Origin of the sequence: Micromonospora sp. DT48 (assembly GCF_049844495.1) — a bacterium.
In the GTDB taxonomy this organism is placed as follows: domain Bacteria; phylum Actinomycetota; class Actinomycetes; order Mycobacteriales; family Micromonosporaceae; genus Micromonospora.
Map to the genome: position 1 here is coordinate 531,816 of NZ_JBNCLE010000005.1, position 21,194 is coordinate 553,009.

The 21,194-nt window shown below is 71.1% G+C and carries 18 protein-coding genes and 5 tRNA genes; 13 read left to right on the forward strand and 10 right to left on the reverse strand.

Going from position 1 to position 21,194, the window contains the following annotated elements:
- Positions 1-912 carry a hypothetical protein gene (locus ACLQ2S_RS05475; RefSeq protein ID WP_425701233.1) on the forward strand — a complete coding sequence of 304 codons (912 nt, stop codon included), beginning with the start codon at positions 1-3 and terminating at the stop codon, positions 910-912.
- Positions 913-1,000: 88 nt separating this feature from the next.
- Here the strand turns inward: ACLQ2S_RS05475 and ACLQ2S_RS05480 are convergent, their stop codons facing one another.
- Both ACLQ2S_RS05480 and ACLQ2S_RS05485 read right to left on the reverse strand, forming a co-directional pair.
- Positions 1,001-1,576 (reverse strand): TIGR03086 family metal-binding protein, encoded by a 576-nt coding sequence (locus tag ACLQ2S_RS05480; protein ID WP_155215489.1) that lies wholly within the window; start codon positions 1,574-1,576, stop codon positions 1,001-1,003.
- 96 nt (positions 1,577-1,672) lie between these two features.
- A complete protein-coding gene (locus tag ACLQ2S_RS05485; protein ID WP_309222790.1) occupies positions 1,673-2,275 on the reverse strand; it encodes a TetR/AcrR family transcriptional regulator in 603 nt (200 codons plus the stop codon).
- 175 nt (positions 2,276-2,450) lie between these two features.
- Here ACLQ2S_RS05485 and ACLQ2S_RS05490 point away from each other — a divergent pair.
- The 5 genes from ACLQ2S_RS05490 (at position 2,451) to ACLQ2S_RS05510 (ending at position 4,661) form a co-directional block, all read left to right on the forward strand.
- A tRNA-Gly gene (locus ACLQ2S_RS05490) sits at positions 2,451-2,523 on the forward strand.
- A 34-nt stretch (positions 2,524-2,557) separates the two neighbouring features.
- Positions 2,558-2,628: transfer RNA gene (locus ACLQ2S_RS05495), tRNA-Cys, on the forward strand.
- An 11-nt stretch (positions 2,629-2,639) separates the two neighbouring features.
- Positions 2,640-2,714, forward strand: a tRNA-Val gene (locus tag ACLQ2S_RS05500).
- 133 nt (positions 2,715-2,847) lie between these two features.
- Positions 2,848-3,444, forward strand: a complete 597-nt coding sequence (locus ACLQ2S_RS05505) for a PadR family transcriptional regulator (RefSeq protein WP_425701234.1) — start codon at positions 2,848-2,850, stop codon at positions 3,442-3,444.
- Complete coding sequence (locus ACLQ2S_RS05510) at positions 3,441-4,661, forward strand: FAD-dependent monooxygenase (protein ID WP_425701235.1); 1,221 nt, start codon at positions 3,441-3,443, stop codon at positions 4,659-4,661. Before ACLQ2S_RS05505 ends, ACLQ2S_RS05510 begins: the two co-directional genes overlap by 4 nt.
- A 54-nt stretch (positions 4,662-4,715) precedes the next feature.
- Here ACLQ2S_RS05510 and ACLQ2S_RS05515 read toward each other — a convergent pair whose 3' ends face one another.
- Complete coding sequence (locus tag ACLQ2S_RS05515; protein WP_425701236.1) at positions 4,716-4,958, reverse strand: DUF6458 family protein; 243 nt, start codon at positions 4,956-4,958, stop codon at positions 4,716-4,718.
- 153 nt (positions 4,959-5,111) lie between these two features.
- Here ACLQ2S_RS05515 and ACLQ2S_RS05520 point away from each other — a divergent pair.
- Positions 5,112-5,184: transfer RNA gene (locus tag ACLQ2S_RS05520), tRNA-Gly, on the forward strand.
- 39 nt (positions 5,185-5,223) lie between these two features.
- Positions 5,224-5,298: transfer RNA gene (locus tag ACLQ2S_RS05525), tRNA-Val, on the forward strand.
- Positions 5,299-5,500: 202 nt separating this feature from the next.
- Here the strand turns inward: ACLQ2S_RS05525 and ACLQ2S_RS05530 are convergent.
- From ACLQ2S_RS05530 to ACLQ2S_RS05540, 3 genes are all read right to left on the reverse strand, one after another.
- Positions 5,501-6,169, reverse strand: coding sequence for a polysaccharide deacetylase family protein (locus tag ACLQ2S_RS05530; protein ID WP_155215486.1), 669 nt, complete (start codon positions 6,167-6,169; stop codon positions 5,501-5,503).
- Positions 6,170-6,270: 101 nt separating this feature from the next.
- Positions 6,271-7,464 (reverse strand): endo-1,4-beta-xylanase, encoded by a 1,194-nt coding sequence (locus tag ACLQ2S_RS05535; protein ID WP_425701237.1) that lies wholly within the window; start codon positions 7,462-7,464, stop codon positions 6,271-6,273.
- Between the two features lie 429 nt (positions 7,465-7,893).
- Positions 7,894-9,516 (reverse strand): glycoside hydrolase family 43 protein, encoded by a 1,623-nt coding sequence (locus ACLQ2S_RS05540; protein ID WP_425701238.1) that lies wholly within the window; start codon positions 9,514-9,516, stop codon positions 7,894-7,896.
- Positions 9,517-9,767: 251 nt separating this feature from the next.
- Between ACLQ2S_RS05540 and ACLQ2S_RS05545 the strand changes: the two genes are divergently transcribed.
- The 3 genes from ACLQ2S_RS05545 to ACLQ2S_RS05555 all read left to right on the forward strand — a co-directional run bounded on the left by ACLQ2S_RS05545 (position 9,768) and on the right by ACLQ2S_RS05555 (position 13,333).
- On the forward strand, positions 9,768-11,063 hold the full coding sequence (locus ACLQ2S_RS05545; protein ID WP_155215483.1) for an extracellular solute-binding protein: 1,296 nt from the start codon (positions 9,768-9,770) through the stop codon (positions 11,061-11,063).
- A 91-nt stretch (positions 11,064-11,154) separates the two neighbouring features.
- On the forward strand, positions 11,155-12,192 hold the full coding sequence (locus ACLQ2S_RS05550) for a LacI family DNA-binding transcriptional regulator (RefSeq protein WP_425701239.1): 1,038 nt from the start codon (positions 11,155-11,157) through the stop codon (positions 12,190-12,192).
- A gap of 127 nt (positions 12,193-12,319) precedes the next feature.
- A complete protein-coding gene (locus tag ACLQ2S_RS05555; protein WP_309222787.1) occupies positions 12,320-13,333 on the forward strand; it encodes a LacI family DNA-binding transcriptional regulator in 1,014 nt (337 codons plus the stop codon).
- 166 nt (positions 13,334-13,499) lie between these two features.
- Here ACLQ2S_RS05555 and ACLQ2S_RS05560 read toward each other — a convergent pair whose 3' ends face one another.
- Positions 13,500-14,522 (reverse strand): Acg family FMN-binding oxidoreductase, encoded by a 1,023-nt coding sequence (locus tag ACLQ2S_RS05560; RefSeq protein ID WP_425701240.1) that lies wholly within the window; start codon positions 14,520-14,522, stop codon positions 13,500-13,502.
- 207 nt (positions 14,523-14,729) lie between these two features.
- Between ACLQ2S_RS05560 and ACLQ2S_RS05565 the strand changes: the two genes are divergently transcribed.
- Positions 14,730-15,368: a response regulator gene (locus ACLQ2S_RS05565; RefSeq protein WP_425701241.1), complete on the forward strand. Its 639-nt coding sequence runs from the start codon at positions 14,730-14,732 to the stop codon at positions 15,366-15,368.
- Between the two features lie 34 nt (positions 15,369-15,402).
- Here ACLQ2S_RS05565 and ACLQ2S_RS05570 read toward each other — a convergent pair whose 3' ends face one another.
- On the reverse strand, positions 15,403-17,031 hold the full coding sequence (locus ACLQ2S_RS05570; protein WP_230462364.1) for a sensor histidine kinase: 1,629 nt from the start codon (positions 17,029-17,031) through the stop codon (positions 15,403-15,405).
- 141 nt (positions 17,032-17,172) lie between these two features.
- The gene (locus ACLQ2S_RS05575; protein WP_425701242.1) at positions 17,173-18,180 is read right to left on the reverse strand and encodes an Acg family FMN-binding oxidoreductase; all 1,008 of its coding nucleotides are present in this window, start codon (positions 18,178-18,180) and stop codon (positions 17,173-17,175) included.
- 187 nt (positions 18,181-18,367) lie between these two features.
- Between ACLQ2S_RS05575 and ACLQ2S_RS05580 the strand changes: the two genes are divergently transcribed.
- Entirely contained in the window at positions 18,368-20,269 is a 1,902-nt protein-coding gene (locus ACLQ2S_RS05580; protein WP_425701243.1) for a heavy metal translocating P-type ATPase, read from the forward strand.
- A 22-nt stretch (positions 20,270-20,291) separates the two neighbouring features.
- Here the strand turns inward: ACLQ2S_RS05580 and ACLQ2S_RS05585 are convergent, their stop codons facing one another.
- Positions 20,292-21,191: a universal stress protein gene (locus ACLQ2S_RS05585; protein ID WP_425701244.1), complete on the reverse strand. Its 900-nt coding sequence runs from the start codon at positions 21,189-21,191 to the stop codon at positions 20,292-20,294.
- Positions 21,192-21,194 lie beyond the last annotated feature (3 nt).

Here is a 21,194-nt window from a genome sequence, read left to right on the forward strand (position 1 = left end):
GTGAAGAGGCTGTGGCGTTACACGCTACGGATCGGGGTGGCACTGGTATGTCTCATCGGGGTGGACGTGACCATGGCCGCGCCGGCGCACGCGGCGTTCGCCACCGAACTCGGCGGTCTGCCGGACCGGTTCACCGCCGGTGGGCGGGCGGTGACGGTCTCCGCGGTGGTGTCGCGGACGGACCGGGGTGACTGCATCAAGGTGCGTTGGTCGATGGTGCTGGCTGTGCAGGGGCTGCGCCTGGACCAGGTGCGGGTGGACCGGATCGAGGAGACCGGTTCGTTCCCGGTGGAGGTGCGGATCGACGGTGACGCGGCCAGGTTGACCGACCGTCAGCTCGACCCGGGCACGCTCTGCCCGGGGCGTACCGTCACCGCCCAGTACCGGATCGCGTTCGCCCGGGACGTCGACCGGGGCCGGGTGAGTATCGCCGCCGAGGCGTACGACCGGAACCTGCGGTTGCTGTCGCGTCAGACGGCGACCCGTGAGGTGGTGGGCCGGGGCGTCGAGGCTCGCCCCACGACCGCGTCGCCCACCCCGTCCCAGGTGCCGACGGTGGATCCGACGGAGGAACCCGTCGAGGTGCCAACGGTGGATCCGACCGAGGAGGAGGACGATCCCGCCGATGACGCGGGGTACGCCGGTGGGGCGGCCGATCCACCGGCCGCCGACGCGGCGGGCAACCGGTTGTCGCAGACCGGCACCGGGCTCGGGCTGACCGAGGTGGCGTTCCTGCTCGGCGGTCTGCTGCTCTTCCTCGGTGTGGGTCTGCTGCTGCGACTGCGGCAGCTCACCCGTGAGCCGGAGGCCGCGACCGACGCGGTCGGCCCGGCGCCCGGACGGTGGGACCGGCCGGGCGGCCCGCGCAGTCGGTGGCGGACGGTACCCCGCGACGGCGGTTACCTGAGTTGACCCGGGCCACGGTGGGGGCGGTCAGGCCGGCCCCACCGTGGCGGTGGGTCGGTCCCGGCCGGGGCGGTGCGGCCCCACCCGTGGCGGGTCACGGTGCCCAGTCGGGGTCGCGGCCGAACGCGGCCAGGAGCCGATCCTGCTCGCTGACCCCGGCGGGCAGTTCGACCTCGGGTTCGACGAGCCCGTTACGTCGGTAGTCCGCCATGCGGTGGGAGTACCAACGGGCCACCTCGGCGACCGCGTCGGCGTCCGTCGAGGGGTCCGCACCGATCGCCACCGCGAGGTCCCAACCGTGCACGAGGTGTTCGGCCAGCAGTTGGCGCAGGTACTCCTCGACGGGGATGGCACCGGCCGAGGTGTGCACGGTGCGGTCCAGGGCACCCGGGCTGGTGGCGGCGACCTCGGCCTGCGACGCCGCCTCGCGGGCGGCCGCGATCGGGTCGGCGCCGAGTTGGTCGCCGTCGTAGCGGTCACCGACCTCGTCGAGGGTGCGCCCGGCCAGCAGCGGCACGCTCCAGCGTTCCTCGCTGACCACGTGGTTGACCAGTGCGCGGACGTCCCAGCCGGGGCAGGGGGTGACGGCCGACCATTGCCCGGGGTGCACCTGCTCCACCCGCTCGGTGAAATCGGCCAGGCTGCGCCGGTATGTCTTCAGCAGCTCCATGCGGCCCTTGTTCCCGTCGCTGGCGTGGGTAACCGCCGGGATCCGGTGGCGTGGGCAACTTCCGGCGAACGTGCCCCGGTCGGCGCAAGGCCCCGGCTACTCCAGCTGGGCCGGGTCCAGCCCCAGCTCGCGGGCGGTCACCAGGCGTACCCACTCGGCGAACTGCCGACGGGAGATCACCCGGTCGTGTACCGCGAGCTGCACCGCGAGGCCGTCCATCACGGCGCTGATCCGCCAGGCCGCGCCGGCCGGGTCGGTGCAGACGAAGACGCCCTCACGGACCCCATCGGTGATCACCGAGGCGAGGTCCTGCCGCCAGCGGAGGTCCAGCTTGCGGGAGACCTTCTCCAATTCGGGGGTACGCAGGGACTCCGCCCAACCGTCGATCCACATGGACCAGGAGGTGGCGCGCCCGGTGGGGGTGTAGAGGCGCAGGATCCGCCGGAGCTTGGTCAGCGGCGGGGCGTTGGACCGGGTCACCGCGTCGAGCCGGGCCAGATCCTGTTCGACCGCGTACGCGAAGGCCTGGGCGAGCAACCGCTCCTTCGTGGCAAAGTGGTAGAAGACCAGCGCCTGGCTCACCCCGGCGGCCTGCGCCACATCCGCCGTGCGGGTGTTCGCCAACCCGCGTTGCCCGATCACGTCACATGCGGTGCGCAGCAGGGCATCCAGGCGGATTTCCGCCGCACGTCTCGTCACGCTCGTCACCGTATCCGATCGAGCCGGATACGGCCCGTCACCAAACCCCTGTTGATCTGGCTCTCCAGAGTCGGAAGCCGGACAGTTTCCGGCTCGCCGGGGTGGGAGCCCGATTTGGCATCCGTTCGACCGCTCGGCTAGAGTTCTCATCCGTCACCGGGAATGCCCGGGGCGTGCGGACGTAGCGCAGTTGGTAGCGCATCACCTTGCCAAGGTGAGGGTCGCGGGTTCGAGTCCCGTCGTCCGCTCGGAGCTGCCGCCACGCGTGACGGGGGCAACCTCGGTGGGGTGGCCGAGAGGCGAGGCAACGGCCTGCAAAGCCGTGTACGCGGGTTCAAATCCCGTCCCCACCTCGGAACAGCAAGGGCGATTGGCGCAGTGGGAGCGCGCTTCCTTGACACGGAAGAGGTCACTGGTTCAAACCCAGTATCGCCCACCATCAAGATCCAACAGATAAGGCTCGTTACCGGAGATCCGGTGGCGGGCCTTTCTCGTGTCTCCATGTCGCCTCGGACCGGGTTGACGGCTCAATAGTCAGTCCTGGATAGTCAGTGCTGACTAAAGGAGCTGTGGTGGAGCGACGCCGGAGAGTGCCCAACCCGCTGGCCCTGGCTGTGCTGGCCTGGTTGCTGTGGGAGCCGATGCATCCCTACGAGTTGGGTCGACGCCTCAAGCAGACCGGCAAGGACCGGCACATCCGGTACACCCGCAGCTCGCTCTACATGGTCATAGAGCAGCTCGCGCGGGCCGGTTTCGTCACCGCCCAGGAGACGGTCCGGGACAGCGCCCGACCCGAGCGCACGGTGTACGCGATCACCGAAGAAGGCCGGCACGAGGTGCACGACTGGCTGCGCTCCCTGCTCGCCCAGCCCCGCGAGGAGTACCCGCACTTCGCCGTCGCACTGTCGTTGCTCAGCCTGCTCCCGCCCGACGAGGCGGTCGAGGTGCTGCGCCGCCGGTCGGCGGCGCTGGCCGGCCGGATCGAGGAGACCCGCACCACCGTGGACGAGGCCCGGGCCGACGGCGTCGCGTGGATCTTCCTGGTCGAGGAGCAGTACTCGCTGGCGCTGCTGGAGGCGGAGCGCCGGTTCGTCGTCGAGTTGGTCGAGTCACTCAAGCAGCCGGACTATGCGAAGTCCTGGCAGGAGACCATGGGGGGTCGCACATGACTGCCGTCCGAACCGCGCTGGTGATCGGCGGCGGGATCGCCGGTCCGGTGACCGCGATGGCGCTGCGTCGCGCCGGGATCGAGGCCACCGTGTACGAGGCGTACCCGGCGTCGGCCGAGGGGAGCGGGGTGACCCTGACCCTCGCCCCCAACGGGCTGGCCGCGCTGCGCTGCGTCGACGCCGAGCAGTCCGTCGAGGGTGTCGGCCTACCGATGCGACGCACCGTGGTCACCGACGGCGGCGGGGGCCGCATCGGCGCCTTCCCGCACGTGGCGGTCGAACCGGTCACCCTCGGACTGTGGCGGGACGACCTCGCCCGGGTGCTCCGGGAGCGGGCCGAGGCGCAGGGCGTACGCATCGGGTACGACAAGCGGCTGGTCGATGCCGAGCAGCACGGGGACGGGGTGCTCGCCCGGTTCGCCGACGGCTCCACCGCCAGCGCCGACGTGCTGGTCGGTGCGGACGGCATCCGGTCCCGGGTGCGTACGCTCATCGACCCGCAGGCCCCCGGGCCGCAGGTGCTGCCCCTGCTGAACCTCGGCGGCGCGGCCCGGTACGCGGTGCCCGACGCCGAACCGGACGCGATGTACTTCGTCTTCGGCTCCCGGGCCTTCTTCGGCTACTGGGTGCAGCCGGACGGCCGCACCGCCTGGTTCGCCAACGTGCCGGACCGCCGGCCGACCAGCTACGCCGAGGCGAGCCGGATCCCACGGCAGCAGTGGTTGCACCGGCTGCGGGAGGTGTTCGCCGACGACGTGCCGGCCGGGCAGGTGCTCGCGCACACCGAGCCGGACGACCTGGTGGCCATCGGGTCGATCGAGAGCATGCCGTCGGTGCCGCGTTGGCACGGCGGCCGGATGGTGCTGGTGGGCGATGCGGTGCACGCCCCCTCGCCCAGCTCCGGTCAGGGGGCGTCGTTGGCCGTGGAGAGCGCCGTGCAGCTGGCCCGCTGCCTGCGGGACCACTGCGAGGTGTCGGCCGCGTTCGAGGCGTACGAGCGGCTGCGCCGCAGGCGCGTCGAGCGGGTGATCCGGCGAGGTCGGCAGACCACCTCCACCAAGACGGTCGGCCCGATCGCGAAGCGGATGATGCGGCTGATGATGCCGTTGGCGTTGCGGACGTTCCTCGATCCGGAACGCACGCTCGGCCCGGAGCAGCGATACCGGATCGACTGGGACGCGCCGGTCGCCACGGAACTGACCGCCGGGCGCCCCTGATCCGGCGTGCGGCGGTCGACGGCCACCCTCCGGTGACCGTCGACCGCCCACCGGTCACAGCGGCGGTGCGACGTCCCGGCGCTCCTCGACCCGGCGGTACTCCACCGGCTCGTCGCTGGTGGCGACCGTCTGGCGACGGCGGCCCCAGACCAGCGTCGTCATGATCAGACCGAGTACGCCGGCGGCCATCAGGATCCAGCCGACGACGTCCAGGTCGAGGCCACCGATGCTGGCGTTGACCGCGAAGGTGAGGATGGCGCCGAGCGCCAACAGAAAGATGCTGGTGCCGATACCCACGACAGCCTCCTTTGTCCGGGGGTGCGGTGTGCTGTCGAGAGAGGTCTGTACCCGGGGGATGAGCGGCGCAATCACGTACCTGCCGGGGGCGGCACTCCCCGCGATCTTGTCATCGGGTAGAGTTACCTGCGTCGCCGGCACTGCCGGGGGCATGCGGACGTAGCGCAGTTGGTAGCGCATCACCTTGCCAAGGTGAGGGTCGCGGGTTCGAATCCCGTCGTCCGCTCGCAGTCCGGCCGCACCTGTGGGTGCCGCCGATCACCACGGGCGATTGGCGCAGTGGGAGCGCGCTTCCTTGACACGGAAGAGGTCACTGGTTCAAACCCAGTATCGCCCACCATCTTTCGCGAGGCTGGCCCTGCCGGGCGCGATCGCGCCGGGTTCGACGGGCCGCACGCAGCCACACAGACACTCGATTCCGTGCCTGGGCGCGCGGCTCGGGAATGTCGCTCAGGCACGCGACAGTCGACGGTAGCTGTGCGGCGGTCTCGGCCGCACAGCTGAGCCGGTGGTCTCGACGGGCGGCAGCGGGTCGGGTGCCCTCAGCGCGCGTCCGCGCCTGCGGGCAGCGCGAAACGCCAACCCTCCGCGCGCAGTTCGGGGATGGCCCGGTCGACGGCGTCGACGGTCTGGCTGCGGTCACCGCCGCCGTCGTGCAGCAGTACCACCGCACCGGGTGCGACACCCTCGACGAGCCGCCGCAGCAGTTCGTCCGTGCCGGGTGTCTCCCAGTCCATCACGGCCAGCCGCCAACCCATCGGCCGCATCCCGAGCGCCGTCGCCACGCCGGGGGTCTGACCCCAGGCGCCGTACGGTGCGCGGAAGTAGCGGACCCGGACGTGCGGTACGGCGTGCCGGATGACCGCGTTGGTCTCCAGCAGGTCCGAGGCGATCCGGCCGGCGGCCCAGGTGCTCATGTCGTCGTGGTGCATGCTGTGGTTGCCCAGCGTGTGTCCGGCCGCGACGATCCGGCGCACCAGCTCGGGGTGCTCGATGACACGGTCACCCTGCACAAAAAAGATCGCCTGGACGCGGTGTGCGGCCAGGACGTCGAGGAGGTGTGGGGTGTGTTCCGGGTGTGGGCCATCGTCGAAGGTGAGACAGACGGTGTGGTCGGCGCCGATGACCTCGGTCGGTCGTACCGGTGGCGGTCCGGCGCCCAACCCGGACGCGGCACGCGGTGGGCGTAGGGGATGGGTTGTGGACGTCATCGGTCGGACCTCCCGCTTTAGGTGGGCCGTGTGGGGCGGTTGACCGCCCCACACGGCCCGCTGGTGGTGGTGGATGGCTGGTCCGCCCGCCGTGACGAGGGTCAGCGGCGGGGCTTGGGTGCGATGCGGGGCAGGACGTACGGCGGGCCGGCGAGGATCAGGTCGGACTTGATCTCGTGGTAGGCCAGCTTGGGCTGGTAGTTCTCATCCATGATGGTGGCCAGGCCCTCGGGCGGGTCGCTGAACCAGCCCGGCACCCAGGAGTGCTTGTCGCTGAAGCCCCAGACGGTGTACGAGAGGCAGCTGCGGACGGCCAGGCACGCCTTCAACAGCACGCTGTGGTTGGCGGCCGAGGCCTGCAACCTGGGGTTGATCTCCTCGGAGTTGCCGTCCTGGACGGCCTCGGTCACCTGGCTGCGGACGTCGACCTCGGTGAACGCGGTCGCCACCCCGAGCGCGGTGAACTTCTTCAACGCCTCGGTCACCTGGAAGGTGCTGAAGTTGCCGTACTGGGTGCCGAGGTGGCCCTGCGCGCCGACGCCGTCGATCGGTACGCCCTGGGCGCGCAGCCGCTTGACCATGTCGTAGACGAACTGGGTCTTGTCGTCGGCGGGGTTGCCGGAGCCGAACGCCTCGATGTTGTAGTCGTTGTAGAACAGCAGCGCCTTGGGGTCGGCGGCGCGGGCCCACCGGAAGGCGTCAGCGAGGTAGCCGGGGCCGAGGTGCTCCGCCCAGAAGCCCTTGTAGTGCAGGGTGGGTGGGTTGTCCCACGGGTCGCTGACCGCCTCGTTGACGACGTCCCACTGCCAGACCTTGCCCTTGTAGCGCTTGACCACGGTGGTGATGTGCTTGCGCAGCAGCTCGCGCAGCTCCTGCTTGCTGATGGAGCCGTCGGCGACCCCGTCGGTCAGCCACTGCGGGAGCTGGTTGTGCCAGACGAGCACGTGTCCGCGTACGCTCTGCCGGTTGCGCTTGGCGAACTCGACGAGCTGGTCGGCCGGACCCCAGTTGTAGGTGCCACGGGTGGGTTCGAGGCTCTCCCACTTCATCGCGTTCTCGGCGGTGACGGAGACGAACTCGGATGCGGTGATCTTGCGGTACTCCGGGTCGGCCTTGTCGTTGAGGGCGTCCATGCTGACCGCGGTGCCGATCTGGAGGCCGTGGCGCAGGCCGAGAGCGCCGAGGGTCTGCGCGGTCGGGTCGTACGGCCGTCCGGCGGTGGCCGGCACCATGTTCAACGTCGCCGCGGTCACCACGGCGACCGTGCCGACGGTCATCCACCGTCTCAACTTCATCTGCGGTCCTCTCGATCTCCGATCGACAGGTGTCGATCATGAAGTGCAGGTTCCGGGCCGGTGCTGAGCAGGTCGGAGGCGGTGCGTGGGGCGGTGGCCGGTCGCGAGCGGTCGCGGAAGCCACCGATATTTTTCCGGATGTCGATCGGTAACTTGGCCGAAACGTTAGGGCCATCGATGCCCCCCGTCAACCTCGAAAAATTCCGGAAGTTGCCCGTGTGCACTGCGGGAACGTCCGGATTCAAACCGGAAACTTCCGGATCCATCCCCGCGTTTGTGGCGGTCGGTCAACCTCCCGACACACCTTGTGAACGAGGCCGGGCCGGCTCGCTCCCGAGGGTTCCGTGACGGGTTCGAGCCGGCCCGGGTCAAGGGCCCGCGACAGCGGGTGGGTCGCCCCGACGGTCGTGCGCCGCCGGGCCGACCGGATCAGTGTTCGAGATAGGTGGCGTAGTCGAAGTCGGCGTAGCGGCCGTCGCCGCCGATGTCCTGCACCCAGATGCCGAGCAGGGCGCCGGTGAAGCCCCAGGCCGCCGGTTCGCCGTCGACGATCCGGGCCGCGTGTTCGTCGGAGAGGATGGTGGCGTCCAACTCCACCGGCAGGTCCTGCCAGCCGTCACCCAGGTCGTACGCGAAGCGTAGCGCCGGGCCGTCGAAGGTGACCCGCAGGCCCACCCGCAGTCGGCCTCCGGTGTCGACGGTCAGCTGCGGGTACGCGGTGCGGTGCCCCCCGTCGCAGGTGAGCAGCTCCAGCACGGCCCGTCCGTCGTCGGCGCGGGTCAGGTAGAGATGGTGCCAGTTCTCGGTGTTGTAGTAGCCGGTGATCCCCGCCAGGTGCCGGTGGTCGCCCGGGTCGAACTCGACGAGGGTCTCCAGCGAGCAGCGGACCGCTCCCACCGGCCGCGCCACCAGGCTCGGGGTCTGCTTGCCGACCGGGGACTGGCCGCCGTACACGCGCAGGTGCGACGGGCGGGAACGCAGGTCGATCCAGTCGTCCGTGGCCGGCCGGCGCAGCGTCGACCAGCCGGGGCCCAGTTGGGGGGCGTCGAAGTGATCGGTGGTCGGCTCGTCGGGCCACGGATGGGCCGGCAGGTCCGGGGCCGGGATCTCGTCGGCCGGAACCCGGCCGGGAACGCACGGCCAGCCGCCCGGCGACCAGTCCACCTTCTGGATCGCGGTCTCCCGGCCGAGGACGCAGTTGCCGAGCGGACTGTAGGGGCGGGCCACCAGGTGGGCCAGGTACCACTCGCCGCGCTGGGTGCGGACCAGGCTGCCGTGGCCGGCCTTCTGCAACGTCAGGTCGGGCCGACCCACCGAGGTGATCAGTGGTCCGGCCGGGTCCACCTCGTACGGTCCGAACAGGTCCCGTGACCGGGCGACGGTGACCTGGTGTTCCCAACTGGTGCCGCCCTCGGCGGTGACCAGCCAGTACCAGCCGTCGTGGCGGTAGATGTGCGGTCCCTCGGTCAGCCCCGCCTCGGTGCCGGTGAAGATGATCCGGGGTCGTCCGACCAGTTGCCGCTTGACCCGGTCATACTGCTGAATCTCGATACCACCGAAGCGGTCGCGACCCGGCCGCCAGTCAGCGCTCATCGCCAACAGCCAGGAGGTGCCGTCGTCGTCGTGGAACAGCGCGGCGTCGAAGCCGTGCGAGTGCAGCCGTACCGGGTCCGACCACGGTCCCGTGATGGTCGGCGCGGTGGTGAGGAAGTTCTGCGCGTCCCAGTACCCGCTGGCGAAGCTGGCGACATCGCTGTAGACGAGGTGGAACAACCCGTCGTGGTACGTCAGGTCCGGCGCCCAGATCCCGTTGGAGTCGCCGCAGCCGCGCAGGTCGAGCAGGCGTCGTTCGGTGATGATCCCGCCCAGTTCCCGCCAGTGGACGAGGTCCTTCGAGTGGTGCACCCGGACGCCGGGGTACCACTCGAAGGTCGAGGTTGCCAGGTAGTAGTCGTCGTCGACCCGCAGAATGGACGGGTCCGGATGGAAGCCGGACAGGACGGGGTTGCGGATCGACCGGCCGATAGCCACGTCTGCGATCTCGGTCGACATGTTCGACTCCTTCAGGTCACGATCCCGGTTTCTTCCCGGAAATACTCCGGAAGTGCCAAGATTGGGCTCACGGTATCGGCTGGCGTCCGCTCGCGACACCCCCTTGACCGGCGACGTAGGGCCGTCGTAACGTGCCCGCAATCATCTCGAAAATATCGGTATCGAAGCGAAACTTGCGATCCCGTTTTCATGGCCGCCGCCGATCGCGGCGGTGTTCCCTCCGCGCATCACGCCTCCCGAAGGGATGAACCATGACATCGCACCTCTCCCGCCGGTCGCTGCTGGGGCTGGCCGGCGCAGGCGCCGGCGCGCTCCTGCTCGGCGCCTGCGGGGATGGGGACAGCGGCGCTTCCGCAAGCCCGCAGAAGATCAGGTGGTGGCACGTCCAGGACGCCGAGCCGATGCTCAGCGTCTGGGCTGATATGGCACGGCAGTACGAGAACGCACACTCCAACGTCACGATCGATGTGCATCCGCTGGAGGTCGAGGCGTTCAAGACCAAACTGAACGGCGCGGTCGAGGCGGCCATGCCGCCGGACCTGTTCCAGTCATGGGGTGGCGGCGCACTGCGACAGCAGGTCGAGGCCGGTCTGGTCAAGGACATCACCGGCGAGGTCCAGGGATGGATCGGGCAGCTGCTGCCCGCCTCGTTGCAGCCGTACACGGTCGACGACAAGATCTACGGCATCCCGTTCGACATCGGCATGGTCGGCTTCTGGTACAACCGGGACCACTTCGCCAAGGCCGGTATCGAGACGCCACCGAAGACCTGGGGCGAGCTGCTGGAGGCGGTCACGAAGCTCAAGGCCGTCAACATCGCCCCGATCGCGCTCGGTGGCAAGGACAAGTGGCCGGGTCACTACTACTGGGCGTACCTGGCGATGCGGATCGGCGGGCTGGAGGCGCTGCAGGCCGCGGCAGAGGACAGCAACTTCAACACCCCGGTCTTCATCGCCGCCGGCGAGCGCCTGCGGGAACTGGTCGAGATGGAGCCGTTCCAGAAGGGCTTCCTGCGCGCGGAGTACGGGTCCGAGACCGGGCAGGCCGCGACGATGGGCAACGAGGACGCCGCCATGGAGCTGATGGGCCAGTGGGCCCCGTCGGTGCAGGCCTCCTCGTCGAGCAGCAAGCGTGGCCTCGGCGACCGGCTCGCCTTCTTCCCCTTCCCGGCGGTGGAGAACGGCAAGGGCTCGGCCACCGACGCGTTCGGCGGCGGAAACGGCTTCGTGGTCGGCCGCGACGCGCCGGCCTCCACGGTTGACTTCCTGCGGACGCTGCTGCAGGCGAGGAACCAGCGGCGGGCCGCCCAGACCGGTGCGGTGCTGCCCACCAACCAGGCCGCGGCCGGTGGCATCAAGGACCTGAACAACCAGGTCGTGGCGGCTAACCTCGGCATCGCGACCGGCTTCCAGCTCTACCTCGACCAGGCGTACCCGCCGGCGGTGGGTCAGCAGGTCAACGAGAGCGTGGCCGAGCTGATCGCCGGCAAGAAGCGGCCGGACCAGATCGTCAAGGACATCACCAGGGTCGCGAAGAAGCAGAAGTAGCGGGTGTGCCGGGGCACGGACGCCATGCCGCCGATTGTCAGCGCCGGCACCTCGCCGGCAGCGTCAGTGGATGAGCGAGAGAGGGAGGCGCATGGCTGCCAACGACAACCGGACGGTGACCATCGCGGCCATCGCCCGCCTGGCGGGGGTGTCGGTGCCGACGGTTTCCCGGGTGATCAATGGTCGTTCGGATGTGGCTCCGCAGACCCGTGAGCGGGTGGAGGAGTTGCTGACGCGGCATGGTTACCGGCGTCGGCCGCCGAGTATGCGGGCTAGTTCGGGGTTGGTGGACCTGGTCTTCAATGATCTGGACAGTCCGTGGGCGGTGGAGATCATTCGGGGTGTGGAGGATGTGGCCCACGCTGCCGGGGTGGGCACCGTGGTGTCGGCCATCCACCGGCGTTCCTCCTCGGCCAAGCAGTGGCTGGACAACATCCGGACCCGCTCCACCGAGGGGGTCATCTTCGTGACCTCCACCCTCGAACCGCCGCAGCAGGCGGAGTTGCGTCGGCTGAACATCCCCGCCGTGATCGTCGATCCCGCTGGTGTTCCCGCTCAGGACGCGCCGACCATCGGTGCCACCAACTGGGCGGGAAGCCTGCGGGCGACGGAGTATCTGATCGGGTTGGGGCATCGGCGGATCGGGTTCATCGCCGGGCCGCCGCAGTTGATGTGCAGCCGGGCCCGGATAGACGGCTACCGGGCGGCCCTGGAGGCCGCCGGGATCTCGATCGACGACCGGCTCATCCAGGCGGGCAACTTCTACCACGAGGCCGGGTTCTCCGGCGGGGTGCGGTTGCTCGGGTTGAGCGAGCCGCCGACGGCGATTTTCGCGTCGAGTGACCAGATGGCGTTGGGTGTGTACGAGGCGGTTCGGCAGCGGGGTTTGCGGGTGCCGGACGACATCAGCGTGGTGGGTTTCGACGACCTGCCGGAGGTGCGGTGGTGTTCTCCGCCGTTGACCACGGTGCGGCAGCCGCTGGCCGAGATGGGGATGTTGGCTGCTCGGACGGTGTTGCGTCTGGCTCGTGGGGAGAAGGTGGAGAGTCCTCGGGTGGAGTTGGCGACCGAGCTCGTCATCCGGGACAGCGCCGCCGCGCCACGTGTTGATCACGTTTCTTCGGAGTGAACTGCGCCAACTACCGATAGTCGAGTGAAATTTCCGGCACTAGGGTGTGGGCGGGCGGCTAGTTGCCCGCCCTAGCCGTACCGGGAACGGTGCGGGCTGTCGCCGTACCGGTTGGTAGGGGAGTGCCGTGGTTGCCAGAGACACCCGGAAGATCACAATCTCCGCGATAGCGGACCTGGCGGGGGTGTCGGTGCCGACGGTTTCCCGGGTGATCAATGGTCGTTCGGATGTGGCTCCGCAGACCCGTGAGCGGGTGGAGGAGTTGCTGACGCGGCATGGTTACCGGCGTCGGCCGCCGAGTATGCGGGCTAGTTCGGGGTTGGTGGACCTGGTCTTCAATGATCTGGACAGCCCGTGGGCGGTGGAGATCATTCGGGGTGTGGAGGATGTGGCCCACGCTGCCGGGGTGGGCACCGTGGTGTCGGCCATCCACCGTCGGACCTCCTCGGCGGAGCAGTGGCTCGACGGCATGCGCCGTCGGGGCACCGAAGGCGTGATCTTCGTGACCTCGATGGTGGAGCCGCCCCTACAGGACGAGCTGCGCCGGCTGAACATCCCGGTGGTGATCGTCGACGCGGACGGCCTCCCGGCCCGGGAGGCGACGACGATCGGTGCCACCAACTGGGCCGGTGGCCTGCGGGCGACGGAGTATCTGATCGGGTTGGGGCATCGGCGGATCGGGTTCATCGCCGGGCCATCGCAGCTGATGTGCAGCCGGGCCCGGATGGACGGCTACCGGGCCGCCCTGGACGCCGCCGGCCTGCCCTTCGACGAGGACCTGATCTGCCCGGGCGACTTCTACCACGAGGCCGGGTTCAACGGTGGGCTGCGGTTGCTCGGGTTGAGCGAGCCGCCGACGGCGATTTTCGCGTCGAGTGACCAGATGGCGTTGGGTGTGTACGAGGCGGTTCGGCAGCGGGGTTTGCGGGTGCCGGACGACATCAGCGTGGTGGGTTTCGACGACCTGCCGGAGGTGCGGTGGTGTTCTCCGCCGTTGACCACGGTGCGGCAGCCGCTGGCCGAGATGGGGATGTTGGCTGCTCGGACGGTGTTGCGTCTGGCTCGTGGGGAGAAGGTGGAGAGCCCTCGGGTGGAGTTGGCGACCGAGCTCGTCATCCGGGACAGCGCCGCCGCTGTCTGACCGGGTACCGATATTTTTCCGGAAGTTATTGACGTGGCATCCGGGCGGGCACGACGATGGGACTTGCCGTCCTTTCACCAAGGAATTGGCTGGTGGTGCCCGCCGTGCCCGCGGCACCGCCCTGCCGTGTCCGGCGGACGCCCACGCCGTCCGCCGGGCACGGCACCTACCGTCTTACCTGCTCGCCCGTGAGTCGTCGACCGTCGCGGCTGCCGTCGGTCGGGTACACCGGCAGGTCCAGCACCTCCGACACCGGGCGGCGCGGGGTGGGCCGACCCGGCTGGCCGTACCCGATCCGCATCACCATCTGCGGCGTGCCGAACCGCCCCAGCGACACCCGGATCTGTTCCCGGGCAGAAGGCACCTCGATCGGTTGGGACAGCAGCGACACGGACAGCCCGGCCTCGGTGGCGGTCAACAGCACCCGCTGCAACGCCTGACCCGCCACCACCTGGTCGACGGCGGTGTTACCGGCCGAACCGAGCACCGCCACGAGTGGCTCCGGCTCGAAGTCGCGGCCGGGCAACCGCTGGGTACCGCCGAAGTCACGCGACGGCAGCAGGTCCTGCGACTCGGCCCGGGGGCCGCTGGCGGTGACCGGGACGCCGTCCGGCTCGGGTCTGGCGCGTACCCATGCCTCGCGCTCCGCCCGGTAGGCGGGATCGCGTTCGAGGACCCGGTGCGCGCTGCGGGCGATCTCGGCGAACGCGTTGACCGCACTCACCCCGATCAACAGTTCCAGCCAGCAGTGCTCGGCACGGGCCGCCTCGCCCAGCCGCCAGCGGGAGTCGGCCGGGACCGGTTCGGGCCAGAAGGGGGCGCGGTTGCTGAACCGGCGCGGAATGGCCGCGTAGAGGTTCTGCTCGGCGGGGCTGGGACGCTGCGGCAGGTCCGGTACCAGCCGGGCCAGCACGTCCGGCTCCGCCGGGTACGGACGCAGCCGCACCTTCGCCGGGATGCCGGCCACCGCCAGGGCGAGGCGCAGATTGAACAACGCCGCCCCACCGGCGATGCGGGCACCCCAACCGCTCGGGTCGGTGGCGGGCAGCCGCCGGGTCGGGTCCAGCAGGACCTCGATCCCACCGTCGCGCAGCCGGAACCGCCACGGTTGGACGTTGTGCATGGACGGTGCGCGGATCGCGTCGGTCGCGGCGGTCCGTAGCTGATCGACGGTGTAGCCGGTTTCCATGGTCGGCCCCCTCCCTTCGCCCTGGTACCCCCACGGTGCGCCCCGAGTCCCCTTGACCAGCAGGGCCACACGTCCCGAAACCGCAGGCCACCCCGCCCCCACCGAGCTTCTTGATCAGGAGATTCGCGCCCGGCGCAGCCCCGAAGCCGGGTGGGTTGGGACCTTTGGCCCGTGCGATGGGTGGGCGTAGGCGGGTAGAAAGGGAGGATGATCCGGGTGTTCCTGCTTGACGACCACGAGGTCGTACGTCGTGGTCTCGCCGACCTGCTGCACGCCAGCGGTGACATAGAGGTCGTCGGCGAGTCCGGCTCGGCCCAGGAGGCGGCCCGCCGGATCCCGGCGCTGCGTCCCGACGTGGCGATCCTCGACGCCCGGCTGCCCGACGGCAACGGCATCGACGTGTGCCGGGACGTCCGGGCCGTGGACTCCACGATCAAGGGACTGATCCTCACCTCGTACGAGGACGACGAGGCGCTGTTCGCGGCGATCATGGCCGGTGCCTCCGGGTACGTGCTCAAGCAGATCCGCGGCACCGACCTGGTCGACGCGGTACGCCGGGTGGCGGCCGGTCAGTCGCTGCTCGACCCGGCGATCACCACCCGCGTGCTCGACCGCATCCGCAGCGGGGTGGAACAGCCCCGCGAGTTGCAGTCCCTCACCGAGCAGGAACGGCGGATCCTGGAGTACGTCGCCGAGGGGCTGACCAACCGGGAGATCGCCGGCAAGATGTTCCTGGCCGAGAAGACGGTGAAGAACTACGTCTCCAGTGTGTTGGCCAAGCTCGGCCTGGAGCGGCGTACCCAGGCCGCCGTGCTGGCCACCCGCCTGCTCGGCAAGACCCGCTGACCCGTCCACCGGGCCGCTCCGGCTCGCGGCGTGCTCAGGCGGGCAGCGGGATCGACCAGAGCAGTTCGGTGCCGTGCGGTTCGGCAGCGCGTACCTCGAAGGTGCCCCCGTGTCGTTCGGCGCGCTCACGCAGGTTCACCAACCCGCCCCGGGCGGCGGCCGGGTCGCATCCCACCCCGTCGTCGGTGACGGTGACGGTGACCTGGGCGGCGTCGACGCGTACCGCCACCGACACCGTGGTGGCCTGGGCGTGGCGTACCGCGTTGGACAGCGCCTCGCGGAGCACGGCGCTGAGTTCGGGGTGGACCTCGTCCGGCACCGCGCTGTCGATCGGCCCGGTCAACTCCAGCCTGGGCCGGAAGCCCAGCAACTCGGCGGCGGCCTCCACCGCCTCGCGGATCTCGGTGCGCAACGCCGCGCTCATCGGGGTACGCAGCTCGAAGATGGTGCGGCGGATGTCCTTGATCGTGGTGTCCAGGTCGTCGACCGCGGCGTTGATCCGCTTGGCCACCTCCGAGCGCGCCGCCAGCGGCACCGCGCTCTGTAGTTGCAGGCCGGTGGCGAACAGCCGCTGGATCACCACGTCGTGCAGGTCCCGGGCAATCCGCTCGCGGTCCTCAAGGACCACCAACTGCTCGCGTTCCTCCTGGCCCCGGGCACGTTCCATGGCCAGCGCGGCCTGGTTGGCGAAGCTGCCCAGCAGGGTCATGTCGTCGTCGGAGACACCGCTGTGGTCGACGCGGTGCGCGATCACCAGCGCACCGTGCAGGGTGTCGGCGGTGGCCAGCGGCGAGATCACCGCCGGCCCGGTGCGCAGCACCGCCGGCCACGGCGCGGCATGGGCCAGGTCCTCCACCAGGTCGTGTCGCCCCTGGGCCACCGGAGCGGCGAAGCTGGTGTCGGCCGCTGGCAGCACCGTGCCGACCAACGCGCGGGGCTGGGCGCCGACACCGTCGACGACCTCCACGGTGAAATGGTCCGCCTCCTCGTCGTAGATCAGCACGAGGGCCAACTCGGCCTCGGCGACCTCCCGGGCACGGCGCGCCACCAAGGTCAGCGCGTCGGTGCGGCGTACCTCACCGAGCAGCAGCGAGGTGATCTCCGCGGTGGCGGAGAGCCAGCGTTCCCGGCGGTGGGCCAGCGCGTACAGCCGGGCGTTCTCGATCGCCACCCCGGCCGCCCCGGCGAGCGCCACGACGATCTCCTCGTCGTCGTCGGTGAACTCGGTCCCGCCCTGTTTCTCGGCGAGGTAGAGGTTGCCGAAGACCTGGTCGCGGATGCGGACCGGCACGCCGAGGAAGGTGTGCATCGGCGGATGGTGCGGCGGGAAGCCGTAGGAGTTCGGATGCTGGGTGATGTCCGGCATCCGCAACGGCTTCGGATCGTCGATGAGTAGGCCGAGCACGCCCCGGCCGTGCGGCAGGTCACCGATCTTGGCGTGCAGCTCGGGGGAGATGCCGTGGGTGATGAAGTCGTGCAGCATCCGGTCGGAGCCGATCACCCCGAGCGCGCCGTAGCGGGCGCCGGCCAGGTCACAGGCCGCCTGCACGATGCGCGTAAGGGTGCTGCGCAGATCCAGATCGGTGCCGATGCCGACGACCGCGTCGAGCAGCGCCCGTAACCGTTCCCGGCTGGTCACCACCTCGCCGACCCGGTCCAGCATCTCCTGGAGTAGCTCGTCCAGGCGGACCCGGGACAGCGGGCTGAGGCCGAGCGACGGAGGCTCGTTCCGGGGGTTGGGCGCGCCGACGGTCACCCGGCGATGCTAGCCGGGGCCCGGTGATACGGAAACGTCCCGGTGCGGTTACCCGGCGTCGCCGGTGACGGCGGAGGTGTCCACCACCTGCTCGCGAGGCAGTCGCGGGGTGTGCGGCGGACCGGCGTGGTCCGGGTCGGCGATCCCGAGGCGCAGGACGAGGTACGGGTAGCCGAGCCCGGAGAGCACCCCGCGTAGGGTCTGCCGGGTGGTGCTCACCTCCACCACGCCACTGAGCGGCACCACCGAGACCCCCAGCCGGGTGGCGGTCAGCCAGGCGGCCGACAGCGCCTCACCGGCGCGGAGCCAGGCGACCGGCTCGTCCTCGTCGCCGTAGAGCACCCCGTAGGACGCCGCCTGGTCGTGCCCCGGCCCGACCGGCAGGGTGCCGGGACGGCCGAAGTCCCGACCCGGCACGGTGGTCTGTGCGGGCTGCTCCGGCAGCACCTCCGGGGTGAGCCCGACGCCGCCCGAGCGGCTCGTCCAGTACTCCAGCTCCTCCCGCAGCCCGGAGTCGTCCGCCTCGATCGTGGCGGCGCGGGACGCGGAGGCCGCCAGGTGCAGCACCTGATCGCGGTCGAGGATCTCCAGCTGGGCCCCCTCCCGGCCGGCAGCCGACACGATGCTGTTCAACGCCTCGGCGGGGACCTGCTCGTCGCTGACCGGCCGCCGGTCGGTGTGGCGTACCTGCATGCACTGCACCGACCGCATCGCGTCCGGGTCGGCCCCGGTGGCCCGTGGCTCGGTGAGCCGGGCGAGCAGGTCCGGGTCGCCCGGGTCGGGCATCCGCTGCACACTGGTCGTCCAACCCTCGGCGGCCAGCGCCAGCCGGGCGTGGTGCAGTGCCGCACCGCAGCTGAGGGTGACCAGCTCCCCATGCGGGTCGGTGGCGGCCAGCCGGTCGTCCGGCGCCACCCGCAACTCCAACGCGTCGGGCAGCACGCGCCAGCGCCACGGCTGACTGTTGTGTACCGACGGCGCGTGACCGGCCATCGCGGCGGCCTCCGCGAGGGCGGTGGTCAGCGGGCGGTGGGTAGCCGGCGTCTGGTGGCTCATCCTCACGACCTTTCCGTCTCTGCCATGGTGCCGCACTCCGGTACGGCCGTGGGTACGGTCCGGTTCATCCTGCTGCATCGGTCGCCGGCCCGCACGACCCGCCTGCCCCGAACGGGCGGGACCTGCGCCGGCGACTTCTGAGCCGGACCACCCGACGGGACACCCCACGTGTTGGGACGATCCGTAGGTGGGAAAGCGAGACGCCAACGAGTGCCTGCCGGCGCAACCGGCCCGGCCCGGGACCGACGGTTCGCGGCGTCGGAGCTGGTGGCTGTGGACTCCGCTGACCGCACTCACGCTGCTGGTGGCGACGGGTGCGGTGGCACGACTGGCCGGATACCCGGGCGTCGCCGACGCCGGGTGGGCGGTGGCGACCCTCGCCGCGTTGCTGCCCGCCGCCGGGGCGGTGCTGCGCGAGCTGCTGCGACGGCAGTTCGGCGTGGACGTGATCGCCGTGCTGGCACTGGGCGGCGCGCTGGTGGTCGGCGAGTACCTGGCCGGCGCGGTGGTCGCCGTGATGCTGGCCACCGGTCGGACCCTGGAGGCGTACGCACAACGTCGGGCGACCCGTGACCTGCGGGCGCTGCTGGAGCGGGCACCGCGTACCGCACGACGGCGCAGCCCCGACGGCGGCGTCGAGGTGGTGCCGGTGGACCAGGTGACGGTCGGCGACCGGCTGCTGGTCGGCCCGGGTGACGTGGTCGCCGTCGACGGTGTCACCGAAACCGCCGCTACGCTCGACGAGTCGGTGGTCACCGGGGAGTCCCGCCTCGTCGAGCGGGCAGCCGGGGAACGGCTGAGCAGCGGGGTGGTCAACGCCGGAGCCGCCTTCGGGCTGCGGGCGGTCGCGAACGCCGAGCACAGCACGTACGCCGGGATCGTGCGGTTGGCCGAGGAGGCGACGGCCCGCAAGGCGCCGATGGTGCGGCTGGCCGATCGTTACGCCGCCGCCTTCGTACCGTTCACGTTGGTGCTGGCCGGGGTGGGCTGGCTGGCCTCCGGCGAGTTCCTGCGGGCGGTGGCGGTGCTGGTGGTGGCGACCCCGTGCCCGTTGCTGCTGGCCACCCCGATCGCCATCGTCTCCGGGCTGTCCCGGGCGGCCCGGCGCGGGGTGCTGGTGCGCGACGGCGGCTCGCTGGAGGTCCTGGGGCGGGCACGGACCCTGCTGGTGGACAAGACCGGCACGCTCACCGCCGGGCGTCCCCGGGTCGTCGACACCGCCGTGGCGCCCGGCGGCGACCCCGAGGAGGTACTGCGGCTGGCCGCCTCGGTGGAACAGTTGTCCCCGCACGTGCTCGCGGCGGCGTTGGTGCGCTCCGCCGCCGACCGTGGCCTGCGGCTGGTCACCCCGACGGAGATGACCGAGGAGCCGGGCCAGGGGGTCAGCGGGCGGGTGGACGGCCGGCAGGTCCGGGTCGGGCAGTTCCACGGCGAGCTGCCCGGCTGGGCCGAGCAGGCCCGCCGCCGGGCCGAATCGGCGGGCCAGTCGTCGGCCTGGGTGGCCGACGAGCACGAGCTGCTCGGCGTGGTCCTACTGGAGGATCCGGTACGCCCCGACGCCCGCCGGACCGTGGACCGGCTGCGTGCCGCCGGGCTCACCAGGATCGTGATGGTCACCGGGGACCGGCCCGAGGACGCCCACCGGGTCGCCGCTGCGGTGGGCGTCGACGACGTGCTGGCCCGGTGCACCCCGCAGGAGAAGGCGAGCCGGGTCCGTGCCGAGACGGACCACGCGGTGACGGTGATGGTCGGCGACGGGGTGAACGACGCCCCGGCACTGGCGGAGGCGAGCGTCGGTGTGGCGATGGGCACGACGGGAGCTACCGCCTCGGCCGACATCGCCGACGCCGTGTTGAGCGTGGACCGCCTCGACCCGCTGGCCGACGCGGTCGAGGTGGCCCGGTACGCCCGCCGGATCGCGGTGCAGAGCGCCACCGTGGGCATGGGTCTGGCGTTGCTGGCGATGGGCTTCGCGGCGGCCGGGCAGCTACCACCCGTGGCGGGCGCGTTCGTCCAGGAGGGCATCGACGTGCTGGTGATCCTCAACGCGCTACGCGCGCTCGGTGCCGGACCACGCGGGTCGACCTGACCCGCGTGGTCCGCGTGCTGTCTCAGCGTTCCCGGACCACCGCCACCGGGCAGTGGGCGTGCTGGATGAGTTGCTGGCTGACCGAGCCGAGCAGCATGCCGCGCAGCCCACCGCGCCCCCGGGTGCCGACCACGATCAGGCGCGCGTTTCGGCTGGCGTCGATGAGCAGACCGGCCGGGGCCGCAGCCGCCGTCTCGACCGTGACCTCGACGTCGGGGAAGGTGCCCTGCCAGCGGCGCAGCGCCTCGTCCAACTCGGCGCGGTGCTCGGCCAGCGCCGCGTCCCGGGCCTGCTCGCCGTCGAGGTGCCACTGGTCACGTCGGGGCTGCCAGGCCCGGACCACGTGCAGCGGTACCTGGTGCAGGGCCGCCTGTTCGAAGGCGAAGCCGAGGGCCAGCAGGGAATGCTCCGAGCCGTCCACGCCGACCGCGACGTGTCCGGCCCGGTCGCCCCCGGTTGGGCGGCCACGGACCACCACCACCGGGCAGTGCGCGTGCGCGGTGACGGCGACGGCGGTCGAACCGGCGAGCAGGCCGGCGAAGCCGCCGTGCCCCCGGCTGCCCAGCACCAGCAGGCCGGCCTGCCTCGACGCCTCCTCCAACAGCAGGGCCGGTGGGCCGTCCAGCACCTCACCGCGTACGTCCAGGCCCGGGTGCGTGGCGGCGGCGTCCGCCGCGGCCTTGCCGACCAGCTCCTCGACCTGCCGTCGGGCCTGCGCGTCGGGCCAGATCCCCGGCGTCACGCCCGGGCCGACCCAGCCGGCCACGGTCAGCCATTCGAAGACGTACGCCAGCCGGATCGGCCGAGGGTCGCGGCGGGCCTGGTCCAGCGCCCACTCCAACGCCGCCGTGGCGTCGGGTGAGCCGTCGTAGCCCACCAGGATCTCCGCGTGGTTCGACGGTACGGTGCTGTGTTCACCCATCAC

Excerpts from the sequence above, each read along its gene's own strand:
- ACLQ2S_RS05480 (WP_155215489.1), bottom strand. The coding sequence starts at position 1,576 with ATGGAGCTGCTGAAGACATACCGGCGCAGCCTGGCCGATTTCACCGAG.
- ACLQ2S_RS05510 (WP_425701235.1), top strand. The coding sequence starts at position 3,441 with ATGACTGCCGTCCGAACCGCGCTGGTGATCGGCGGCGGGATCGCCGGT.
- ACLQ2S_RS05530 (WP_155215486.1), bottom strand. The coding sequence starts at position 6,169 with ATGACGTCCACAACCCATCCCCTACGCCCACCGCGTGCCGCGTCCGGG.
- ACLQ2S_RS05535 (WP_425701237.1), bottom strand. The coding sequence starts at position 7,464 with ATGAAGTTGAGACGGTGGATGACCGTCGGCACGGTCGCCGTGGTGACC.
- ACLQ2S_RS05540 (WP_425701238.1), bottom strand. The coding sequence starts at position 9,516 with ATGTCGACCGAGATCGCAGACGTGGCTATCGGCCGGTCGATCCGCAAC.
- ACLQ2S_RS05545 (WP_155215483.1), top strand. The coding sequence starts at position 9,768 with ATGACATCGCACCTCTCCCGCCGGTCGCTGCTGGGGCTGGCCGGCGCA.
- ACLQ2S_RS05550 (WP_425701239.1), top strand. The coding sequence starts at position 11,155 with ATGGCTGCCAACGACAACCGGACGGTGACCATCGCGGCCATCGCCCGC.
- ACLQ2S_RS05560 (WP_425701240.1), bottom strand. The coding sequence starts at position 14,522 with ATGGAAACCGGCTACACCGTCGATCAGCTACGGACCGCCGCGACCGAC.
- ACLQ2S_RS05565 (WP_425701241.1), top strand. The coding sequence starts at position 14,730 with ATGATCCGGGTGTTCCTGCTTGACGACCACGAGGTCGTACGTCGTGGT.
- ACLQ2S_RS05570 (WP_230462364.1), bottom strand. The coding sequence starts at position 17,031 with ATGCTGGACCGGGTCGGCGAGGTGGTGACCAGCCGGGAACGGTTACGG.
- ACLQ2S_RS05575 (WP_425701242.1), bottom strand. The coding sequence starts at position 18,180 with ATGAGCCACCAGACGCCGGCTACCCACCGCCCGCTGACCACCGCCCTC.
- ACLQ2S_RS05585 (WP_425701244.1), bottom strand. The coding sequence starts at position 21,191 with ATGGGTGAACACAGCACCGTACCGTCGAACCACGCGGAGATCCTGGTG.